9 protein-coding genes are annotated in these 9,748 nt (G+C 61.6%); 8 read left to right on the forward strand and 1 reads right to left on the reverse strand.

The window, feature by feature from the left end; translation table 11 throughout:
* Window positions 1-11: 11 nt before the first annotated feature.
* From K8M09_RS16725 to K8M09_RS16745, 5 genes are all read left to right on the forward strand, one after another.
* A complete protein-coding gene (locus tag K8M09_RS16725) occupies window positions 12-662 on the forward strand; it encodes a PI-PLC domain-containing protein (RefSeq protein WP_160786265.1) in 651 nt (216 codons plus the stop codon).
* On the forward strand, window positions 659-1,285 hold the full coding sequence (locus tag K8M09_RS16730; protein ID WP_160786264.1) for an HAD family hydrolase: 627 nt from the start codon (window positions 659-661) through the stop codon (window positions 1,283-1,285). Before K8M09_RS16725 ends, K8M09_RS16730 begins: the two co-directional genes overlap by 4 nt.
* A 12-nt stretch (window positions 1,286-1,297) precedes the next feature.
* Window positions 1,298-2,815, forward strand: coding sequence for a glycosyltransferase family 2 protein (locus K8M09_RS16735; RefSeq protein ID WP_206366673.1), 1,518 nt, complete (start codon window positions 1,298-1,300; stop codon window positions 2,813-2,815).
* Window positions 2,812-3,507, forward strand: coding sequence for a glycosyltransferase family protein (locus K8M09_RS16740; RefSeq protein WP_160786263.1), 696 nt, complete (start codon window positions 2,812-2,814; stop codon window positions 3,505-3,507). The genes K8M09_RS16735 and K8M09_RS16740 overlap by 4 nt, the downstream gene beginning before the upstream one ends.
* 82 nt (window positions 3,508-3,589) lie before the next feature.
* Window positions 3,590-4,651, forward strand: a complete 1,062-nt coding sequence (locus K8M09_RS16745; RefSeq protein ID WP_160786262.1) for a class I SAM-dependent methyltransferase — start codon at window positions 3,590-3,592, stop codon at window positions 4,649-4,651.
* Between the two features lie 68 nt (window positions 4,652-4,719).
* Here K8M09_RS16745 and K8M09_RS16750 read toward each other — a convergent pair whose 3' ends face one another.
* A complete protein-coding gene (locus K8M09_RS16750; protein WP_160786261.1) occupies window positions 4,720-4,935 on the reverse strand; it encodes a hypothetical protein in 216 nt (71 codons plus the stop codon).
* A 663-nt stretch (window positions 4,936-5,598) separates the two neighbouring features.
* Between K8M09_RS16750 and K8M09_RS16755 the strand changes: the two genes are divergently transcribed.
* From K8M09_RS16755 to K8M09_RS16765, 3 genes are read left to right on the forward strand one after another with little or no spacing between them, the layout of a single operon-like run.
* A complete protein-coding gene (locus tag K8M09_RS16755) occupies window positions 5,599-5,814 on the forward strand; it encodes a helix-turn-helix domain-containing protein (RefSeq protein ID WP_229341956.1) in 216 nt (71 codons plus the stop codon).
* Window positions 5,811-7,943: a type I restriction-modification system subunit M gene (locus K8M09_RS16760; protein ID WP_229341958.1), complete on the forward strand. Its 2,133-nt coding sequence runs from the start codon at window positions 5,811-5,813 to the stop codon at window positions 7,941-7,943. The genes K8M09_RS16755 and K8M09_RS16760 overlap by 4 nt, the downstream gene beginning before the upstream one ends.
* 2 nt (window positions 7,944-7,945) lie before the next feature.
* Window positions 7,946-9,742 (forward strand): GmrSD restriction endonuclease domain-containing protein, encoded by a 1,797-nt coding sequence (locus K8M09_RS16765; RefSeq protein ID WP_160786259.1) that lies wholly within the window; start codon window positions 7,946-7,948, stop codon window positions 9,740-9,742.
* Window positions 9,743-9,748 lie beyond the last annotated feature (6 nt).

The following is a 9,748-nucleotide window of genomic DNA, read 5'->3' on the forward strand; positions in this document are numbered from 1 at the left end:
AAGGGGCAGGCATGAGAAGCCGCATTCTGGCGCACAGGGGCTATTGGCTGGAGCCGGGGGAGAAGAACAGTCTTTCCGCCTTCCGCCGCGCCTTCGAAGGCGGCTTCGGCATCGAGACCGATATTCGCGATCTCGACGGCGAACTGGTGGTTTCCCACGATCCGCCGACGCACCGGAACGCCCCCATGCCGTTCCCGGCCTTTCTCGACCTCTATCGCTCGATGAAAGCGGATGGCTGGCTGGCCCTCAACATCAAGGCGGACGGCCTTGCGCAGGCGGTCACCGAAAATCTTGCCGAATACGGCGTCGCCAATGCCTTCGTCTTCGACATGTCCGTGCCGGACATGCGGGGCTACCTGAAGATCGGCGCGACCACCTTCACCCGCCGGAGCGACGTGGAGACCGCGCCTTCCTACTACGCGCCCAGCCAGGGCGTATGGCTCGATTGCTTCGAAATTCCCCACAGCCCCGGCGAATGGATCCGGCAGGCGCTTGCCGACGACAAGCGCGCCGCCCTCGTCTCGCCGGAACTGCACGGGCGCAGCCACGAGGCCGCATGGGCGGAATGGCGCGAGACCGTGAACATGGCCGAGGACGAGCGCGTGATGCTCTGCACGGACATTCCCGAAGCCGCATTGACCTATTTCCGGGGTACGACATGATCAAGGCCGTTCTTTTCGACATGGATGGTGTCCTGATCGACGCCAAGGACTGGCACTACGAGGCCCTGAACCGCGCGCTCGATCTCTTCGGCATGGCCATCGAGCGCGACGCGCATCTGGCGACCTATGACGGCCTGCCCACCCGCCGGAAGCTGGAAATGCTGACCAAGGTCAAGCGCCTGCCGGTCGAGCTGCACGGCTTCATCAACGAGATGAAGCAGCAGTTCACCGCCGAGCTTGCCCATTCCAACTGCAAGCCCGATTTCCGCCACCAGCGCGCCCTCTCCCAGCTCAAGCGCGACGGCATCCGCATCGCCGTCTGCTCGAATTCCATCCGCGCGACGATCGAACTGATGATGAAGCTCTCGCGGCTCGAGGGCTATCTCGACGTCATCCTGTCGAACGAGGACGTGTCGAAGTCGAAGCCCGACCCCGAAATCTATCTCAGCGCCATGAGCCAGCTCGGCCTGAAGCCCGAGGAATGCCTGATCCTGGAAGACAACGACCACGGCATCGCCGCCGCAAAGGCCTCCGGCGGCCATGTCATGGTCGTCGGCGACACGGGGGACGTGCATTACGACGCCATTGCCGGCCGCATCGCGGCCATCAATGCCGCGGCCTGACGAGGACAGACGATGACGAAACCCCTGCAGATCCTCATCCCGCTCGCCGCGCCCTCGCCCTTCTTCGATCCGGCCGAGTTCTTCTTCCCCAAGCCGCTGGTCGATGTCGGCGGCAAGTCGATGATCGAATATACGCTGTCGGCGCTTCAGGCGACGGTGGAGAACGCGCGCTTCTTCTTCCTCGTCCGGCAGGAGGATATCGCGAAATTCTCCATCGATTCGATCCTGCGCCTACGCGCCGGCGAGGATTCCGTGGTGATCCCGATCGCCGCATCGACACAGGGCGCGCTCTGCTCATGCCTCCTTGCCGTCGACCAGCTCGACCTCGACGCGCCGCTCCTCATCAGCAACGGCGACCAGGTGGTGGAAGCCGACCTCTCCCAACTCTTCGACAAGGTGCGGGAAGAGGGCGCGGCAGCCGGCGTCGTCACCTTCCCCTCGGTCCATCCGCGCTGGTCCTATGTGCGCACGGGCAGCGACGGCAAGGTCAGCCAGGCGGCGGAAAAATCCGTCATCAGCGAGAACGCCATTGCCGGCCTCTACTATTTCGGGACCGCGCGCACCTTCATCGAGGCCGCCAAGGACACGATCCGCGCCAATGACCGCGTCGGCGGCCAGTTCTTCATCGCGCCCAGCCTCAACCAGGTCATTCTCAAGGGCGAGACGGTGACGGCCGTCTCCATCCCGGAAACGCGCTACCACAGCTTCTACACACCCTCGAAGTTCCACGACTATGTCGAGGGGCTGGAGCGCCGCGCGCAGAGCTACCGGATGATGAACACGGTGGTGGTCGTACCCGCGGCCGGCGAAGGCAGCCGTTTCGCCAAGGCCGGCTGGAAACGCCCGAAGCCCTTCATCGATGTCGGCGGCAAGTCGATGATCGAACATGTGCTGGACAATGCCCGCCCCAAGGGCAGCAAGCTCGTCACGCTCCTGCGCTCCGAACATGTCGCCGCCAGCCCCGACGTCGTGGCGCGGATCGAGACCATGGCCGACATAGTGAAGGTGGAGAAGCTGACCGAAGGCACGCTCTGCACGATCATGCTGGCCCGTCGCTATTTCAACGACGACGACGCGGTGCTGGTGGCCAATTCCGATCAGGTCATCGATTTTTCCGTCGACGATTTCATCGAGGATTGCCGGAACCGCAATCTCGACGGTTCGATCCTCGTCTTCAGGGACCGGGAATTGAACCCGAAATGGTCCTTCGCCCGCATCAACAGCCGCGGCCTCGTCGAGGAGGTGGCGGAGAAGAAGCCGATCTCCGACCTTGCGACCGTCGGCGTCTATTTCTTCCGCAGGGCCGGCGATCTCTTCAAGGCGACCATCGACATGATCGCCAACAACGACCGGGTGAACAACGAGTTCTACACCTGCCCGGTCTACAACTACATGATCCGCGAGGGCGCCCGCATCGGCGTCTACGAAGTGCCGGCGGACGCCATGCACGGCCTCGGCATCCCGGAGGACCTGCGCACCTATCTCGACGATCAGGGCCTTGCGAAATCCGCCGACGAGCCCGACGCATGAAGGTCATCGTCCCCCTCGCCGGCCCCGATTTCGTCAAGCCGGACGGTTCGGTAAAGGCCGAAATTCCCGTCGAGGGCCTCCCACTCCTGCGCCGCGCGCTGGAAAGCCGGTCCTGGTGGACGAGCGACCTCGTGACCGACGCCGACCTGGTCTTCGTGCTCCACGACAACCCGCCGAGCCGCCGCTTTGCGGAAAACACCCTCTCGCAATGGTATCCGGCGGCACGGCAGGTCTTCCTCTCGACCTACACCCGCGGCGCCGCCCTCACCGCCGCCGCCGGCTGCGCCCTGCTGTCCGATATGCACGAGGCGATCTGTCTCGACCTCACGGACATCCTGTTCGACTGCGAGATCGACCCGAAAGCCCTCTTCGACCAGCCCCACACCGGCGCCCTCGCCCTGACCTTCCCTTCCGACAAGCCGGTCTATTCCTACCTGCGCCGCAACGCGGCGGGAGAAGTCGTCGAAACCGCCGAAAAGCGGGTCATCTCCAGCGAGGCCTCCGCCGGCGTCTACTTTTTCCGCTCCACTGCTGTCTACCTCAAGGCCCTCGCCCACATCATGGACCACGAGGCCGCCTATACCCACCGCAACCTCTTCTTCGTCTGCCCCGTCCTCAACGGCGTCCTGCCGCAGGGTCTCGGTATCGAAGGCATTCCGGTTTCGAACATCCGGGACATCAAGGTCGATTGAATCGACCCCGATCATCGGTATCGATTGATCGTATATCTCATTATGCTAATTTACATGCATGTCCTGGCCTTGGGAGGCTTCCATGCGTGAACCAGATATGCAGAAACTCGATGCGCTCGTCGGCCGCCTCGTGGGCGATGTCGGCGCGGCCGTCACCGGCGCGCTGGTCGTGCTCGGCGATCAGGTGGGTATTTTCAGGGCGATGGGCGACGGCGAGCCGGTGAGCGCCCGGGAACTGGCAGCGAAAACGGGCGTGAAAGAGCGCTACCTGCGGGAATGGCTCAGCGCGCAGGCCGCCGCCGACTATATCAGCTACGATGAAAGAACGGATCGCTTCAGCCTGACGCCGGAACAGCCGATGGTCTTTGCCGAAGAAAACAGCCCGGCCTTCTTCGTCGGCGCATTCGAGGTCGTCCAGTCCATGTGGATGGACGAGCCGAAAGTCGCCGATGCGTTTCGCACGGGCAACGGCCTCGGCTGGCATGAACACAGCACCTGTCTTTTCCGCGGAACGGAACGCTTCTTCCGCCCCGGCTACAACAGCCATCTGGTCGCCGAATGGATTCCGGCGCTCGACGGCGTCGAGGCAAAACTCAAGTCGGGCGCCCGCGTCGCTGACGTTGGCTGCGGACATGGCGCGTCCACCATCCTGATGGCGCAAGCCTATCCCGCCTCGCGGTTTACCGGGTTCGACTATCACGGCGCGTCGATCGAGAGAGCAAAGGCTGCGGCCCAGAGCGCAGGGGTGGCCGACCGGGTCACATTCGAGCAGAGCGCCGCAGCCCGGTTTCCGGGGCGCGACTATGACGTCGTCGCGATGTTCGATTGCCTGCACGACATGGGCGACCCCGTCGGTGCCGGACGGCACGTCAGGGAAACGCTGGCCTCGAACGGAACCTGGATGATCGTCGAACCTTTCGCGCACGATCATCTCAAGGACAATCTCAACCCGGTGGGCCGCGTCTACTATGGAGCCTCGACGATGATCTGCACGCCCGCGTCCCTCGCCCAGGAAGTGGGCCTCGGGCTCGGTGCGCAGGCCGGAGAAATGCGCCTTCGAAAGGTCGCCCTAGACGCCGGCTTCACCCATTTCCGCCGGGCAACGGAAACGCCGTTCAACATGGTGTTCGAGGTGCGCGCTTGAGACCGTGCCATCCTGCAGGAAGGCAAATGCAACACGCGGCCGATCAGGAAAGCCGGTGACGGCCTCGTTCACCAGTTGCCGGGATCGGCCGTGTGGTCGGTCACCGCATATTCTTCCGCGATATCCCTATCGAGCGACAATTCCGTCGCCGTGTCTTTCCCATCCGTGACCCGATAGGCAAGCGGCACCGGCCCTCTGCTGAGCTCGCGATACATGAGCAAGGCGGCCTCCTCGGCAGTATCCGCCTCGATTTGAAGGCTGGTCGCGACTGTGAACGTCACCATGGCTGAATCCTCACCCGGCTGGTTTCGGTGCGATGGCAGTGTAGATCCCAGATGGATCGAAAGCCAGATTTTCACCGCTCGTCGCCGGCATCCGGATGGATACGCTCAGTGCAGAGCATCGCCCGACAGAATGCCGGCACTATCCACGTGAATCCAAGGCCGGACGCACGGAACATACCCGCTCTGGCGAGTCGCATCGGCTTGTTTGAGAGGAGAATAATCGTAACGGAATGGCGGAGGGAGTGTAACAAATACCGAACTCTCTCCCGTGTCGATGGCTTCGGCACGGGATCGCCGCAAAAATCTGCGCATCAACGACCGTCAGACACTCGGTCTTTAGCCTGAAGAGACGCTCCGCCCGCCCGTACCATCAACCGTTACCAACTGGCGCACGGCCACCAGATGGCTCGATTGAGCTCCGCGGCGGCATGCTTCTCTGCCACCATCAGGTCATCCCGCCAGCGCGAGGGAATCTTCCCAGCACCTCGCTGAAGTGTCGGTCGAGAGAGACCACGCGGCCCCCGCTCGGACCATGCCGTCCGACAAAGCAGTTCTTCACACCTCTGATGGGCGCGCTAGCAGTATGGCCCGCGATCAGCCGCGGCCAGCATTGGACTGGCTTGCCCCAGCTTACCCTGATATGGTCAAGAAAAAGAGGGCGATATGATGGCGGATGCGGCTGACCAAGCCATGACCGTGCGAGATGTGGCTGGCTACCTGAACGTCGACGAAAAGACGGTTTATCGGCTCGCCAAGCGCGGCGATCTGCCGGGTTTCAAAGTGGCCGGCGCATGGCGCTTCAAGAGGTCAGACCTCGATGGCTGGATCGATCTGCAGAAAAAAGCTGCGAAAAAAGAAAGTTTGAGGGGGCCCGAGTGAGCGATCTGAACATCAGCAATTTTATCTGGAACATCGCTGATGATGTTCTGCGCGATGTCTATGTTCGCGGCAAATACCGGGACGTCATCCTGCCGATGACCGTCATTCGTCGGCTCGACGCCGTGCTTGAACCGACCAAGGACGCTGTCTTGGCTATGAAGGCGCAGCTGGATAAGGCAGGAGTCGCCAACCAGCACGCGGCTCTTTGCCAGGCGTCGGGCGAAGCCTTCTACAACACATCGCAGTTCCGGCTTCGCGACCTCACGTCTCGCGCGCGCCGCCAGCAGCTGAAGTCGGACTTCGAGGCCTACCTCGACGGCTTCTCCCCGAACGTTCAGGAAGTGCTCGACAAGTTCAAGTTCCGCAATCAGATCCCAACGCTTGTCGAAGCCGACGCGCTCGGGTTCCTGATCGAAAAGTTCCTCGACCCATCAGTTAATCTCAGCCCTAAGCCCGTGCTGCACCAAGACGGAAGTGTGCGCCTGCCCGGGCTCGACAACCACTCAATGGGAACAATCTTCGAGGAGCTTATCAGGCGGTTTAACGAAGAGAACAACGAGGAGGCCGGAGAGCACTTCACGCCTCGCGACGTGGTCGAGCTCATGGCGTACCTGATCTTCATGCCGATCGCGGATGAAATTCAGTCAGGCACCTATCTCGTCTACGATGGTGCCTGCGGCACGGGAGGCATGCTGACGGTCGCGGAAGAGACGCTGATCAAGTTGGCGACCGACCACGGGAAAGAGGTGTCGGTCCACCTCTACGGGCAGGAGGTCAATCCCGAGACATTCGCCATCAGCAAGGCGGACCTCATCCTAAAAGGTGAAGGGGCCGAAGCCGAGAACATGAAGTATGGCTCGACGCTCTCCAGCGATGCATTCCCATCGAGTGAGTTCGATTTCATGCTTTCGAACCCTCCTTACGGCAAGAGCTGGAAATCCGATCTCGACCGGCTCGGCGGCAAGAAGGACATCACCGACCCCCGCTTTGTGATCGAGCACGATGGCGATCCCGAGTACAGCCTGATCACGCGCTCCAGCGATGGCCAGATGGTGTTTCTAGCCAACATGCTGAGCAAGATGAAGAAGGCCACCAAGGTCGGCAGCCGGATCGCCGAGGTCCACAATGGCTCATCTCTGTTCACGGGCGATGCGGGATCGGGTGAGAGCAATGTGCGGCGCTGGGTCATCGAGAATGATTGGCTTGAGGCCATCATCGCGCTGCCGCTGAACATCTTCTACAACACTGGTATCGCGACTTACATTTGGGTGCTCAGCAATCGCAAGGCAGATTCCCGCAAGGGCAAGGTCCAGCTGATTGATGCGACGGCGTGGTTCAAACCTCTGCGGAAAAACCTCGGCAAGAAGAACTGCATTCTCGGGCCAGATGACATCAAGCGCATCTGCGACAGCTTCCTCAACAGCGAGGAAAGCGAGCAGTCGAAGATCTTCCCCAACGCGGCGTTCGGTTACTGGAAGGTGACGGTCGAGCGGCCCTTGCGCTTGAAGGTCGAACTGTCCGCGAGCGCGCAGCGTCGCTTCGCGAAGACGTGCGCGGAGGCTGCTGAAGAGCCCCTCACTGGCGTTGTGGAAGCGGTGGCTGAGCGGCTTGGCGAAGGCCCCCATCTCGATTTCAACCGCTTCCTTGAAGAAGCCGAAGCTGTGGCGGGCAAGCGCGGCGTCCGTATGACAGCCAAGCGCCAGAAGCTCCTGATGGCAGGGTTGGGCATCAAGGATCCCGGGGCGGAACCGGTCATCAAGAAGGCGTCCAAGATCAAGCCGGGCGCCGATGCTGAATCTGATGCGCTGTACGGCAACTACCATCGGACCGTCGGTGGCAAAACAGCGATCGTCGAATTCGAGCCGGACACGGAGTTGAGGGATACCGAACAGGTGCCGTTTTTAGAAGACGGCGGTATCGAGGCGTTCTTCCGTCGCGAGGTTCTGCCTCATGCGGCCGACGCCTGGATCGATCCGTCCAAGACGGTTATCGGCTATGAAATCTCTTTCACGCGGCACTTCTACAAGCCACAGCCGCTGCGGACACTTCAGGAGATCGAAGCCGACATCCGGGCGCTTGAGCAGGAAACCGAAGGCCTTCTTGAAGACGTGCTAACGGGAGGCCGCTGAGCATGGCCACCCAACGCTACTCCGTCACCCCCCATCCGATCGAAACCCTTCTCACCTGGGTGAAGTCCGGCGAGATCGCGATACCCGAAATCCAGCGCCCTTTCGTCTGGGATGCGACCAAGGTCCGCAACCTTCTGGACTCGCTCTATCAGGGCTACCCAGTTGGCTATCTGATCGCCTGGCGGAACCCGTCGGTCAGGCTTAAAGACGGTTCCACATCCTCGGGCAAGCGCATCTTGATCGACGGGCAACAGCGCGTCACCGCGCTTATGGCCGCGTTGCTCGGCCAGGAGGTGCTGACCAAGGATTACGAGACCGTACGCATTCGGATCGCGTTCCACCCGGTCGAGGAGCGCTTCGAGGTTTCGAACCCGGCCATCCAGAAGGACGCCTCGTGGATCCCCGACCTGGCAACGGTCTTCGCGCCTGACGCCAGCCTGACCAAGCTTACGCGCGAATATACAGCGCGCAATCCGGACGTTGATCAGGACCAGATTTCATTAGTGCTGGAGAAGGTCCGCAAGATCATCAACAATCAGGTCGGCATCATCGAGCTGGCCGAAGATCTCGACATCGAGACGGTCACCGAGATCTTCATCCGGGTGAATTCGGCCGGGGCATCGCTCAGCCAGGCGGATTTCGCTATGTCGAAAATCGCGGCGAACGACACCTATGGCGGCAACATGCTGCGGAAGGCGATCGACTATTTCTGCCACCTCGCCGTCGCGCCCGAATTCCTGCCTCGCATCGAGAAGGGCGACAAGGCATTCGCCGCTTCCGAGTTCCTGCCAAAGATGCGTTGGCTGAAGGACGTGAACGACGACCTCTACGACCCGTCCTACACCGACATGCTGCGCGTGGCGTTCACGTCGGAGTTCCGCAGGGGCAAGCTTCAGGATTTGGTCGCCCTGCTGTCGGGACGTAACTTCGAGACGAAGCAGTACGAGGAAGCGGTCGCCGAGGAGGCCTTCGACAAGCTGAAGGCCGGTGTCCTCAACTTCATCAACAAGACCCACTTTGACAGGCTCACGATGATCCTGCGCTCGGCCGGGTTCGTCACCTCCGGCCTGATCCGCAGCCAGAACGCCATCAACTTTGCGTACATTCTCTACCTTCGTGGCCGCGCCGAAGGCATGCCGGCCGCCGACATCGAGCGTCTCGTCCGGCGCTGGTACGTCATGTCGCTCCTGCGCGGGCGTTATTCTGGCAGCCCCGAAACGGCCTTCGATTTCGATATCCGTCAGATCGAGTCCCGCGGCCTGGCCACATACACCGATGCCGTGATCGACGCGGAGCTGCCCGAAAGCTTCTGGAACACTCTGCTGCCGCAGGAGATGGACACATCGTCCGCCTCGAGCCCCTATTTCCTCGTCTATCGGGCAGCGCAGGTGAAGCTCGGCGACCTCGGGTTCCTGTCGCGGGACATCACCGTGCGTGACCTGCTGTTGAACCGGAGCGACGTGCATCACGTCTATCCGCGCAATCACCTCAAGGGCCAGGGGCTGACGCGCGGCCGCTATAACCAGATCGCCAACTTCGTCCTGGCCCAAAGCGAGATCAACATTGGCATCGGTGACCGCGACCCGAAGACTTACTTCAGCGAGCTGGCGGACCAGTGCAACGGCGGTGCCAAGAAGTATGGTGGCATCACGACGATTGAGGAGATGCGGGCCAATCTTCGGATGAGCTGCTTGCCGGAGTGCATGCTGGACGGAGAGATCCCATCCTTCGATGACTTCCTGGAGCAGCGGCGCAAGCTGATGGCGCAGAAGATCAAGACCTATTTCGAGGGGCTGTAAGGGGCA

The organism is Shinella zoogloeoides (genome assembly GCF_020883495.1).
Lineage (GTDB): Bacteria > Pseudomonadota > Alphaproteobacteria > Rhizobiales > Rhizobiaceae > Shinella > Shinella zoogloeoides.

What these genes read in the sequence shown, in the direction of transcription:
- K8M09_RS16725 (WP_160786265.1), top strand. Translation starts at nt 12, where the DNA reads ATGAGAAGCCGCATTCTGGCGCACAGGGGCTATTGGCTGGAGCCGGGG.
- K8M09_RS16730 (WP_160786264.1), top strand. Translation starts at nt 659, where the DNA reads ATGATCAAGGCCGTTCTTTTCGACATGGATGGTGTCCTGATCGACGCC.
- K8M09_RS16735 (WP_206366673.1), top strand. Translation starts at nt 1,298, where the DNA reads ATGACGAAACCCCTGCAGATCCTCATCCCGCTCGCCGCGCCCTCGCCC.
- K8M09_RS16740 (WP_160786263.1), top strand. Translation starts at nt 2,812, where the DNA reads ATGAAGGTCATCGTCCCCCTCGCCGGCCCCGATTTCGTCAAGCCGGAC.
- K8M09_RS16745 (WP_160786262.1), top strand. Translation starts at nt 3,590, where the DNA reads ATGCGTGAACCAGATATGCAGAAACTCGATGCGCTCGTCGGCCGCCTC.
- K8M09_RS16750 (WP_160786261.1), bottom strand. Translation starts at nt 4,935, where the DNA reads ATGGTGACGTTCACAGTCGCGACCAGCCTTCAAATCGAGGCGGATACT.
- K8M09_RS16755 (WP_229341956.1), top strand. Translation starts at nt 5,599, where the DNA reads ATGATGGCGGATGCGGCTGACCAAGCCATGACCGTGCGAGATGTGGCT.
- K8M09_RS16765 (WP_160786259.1), top strand. Translation starts at nt 7,946, where the DNA reads ATGGCCACCCAACGCTACTCCGTCACCCCCCATCCGATCGAAACCCTT.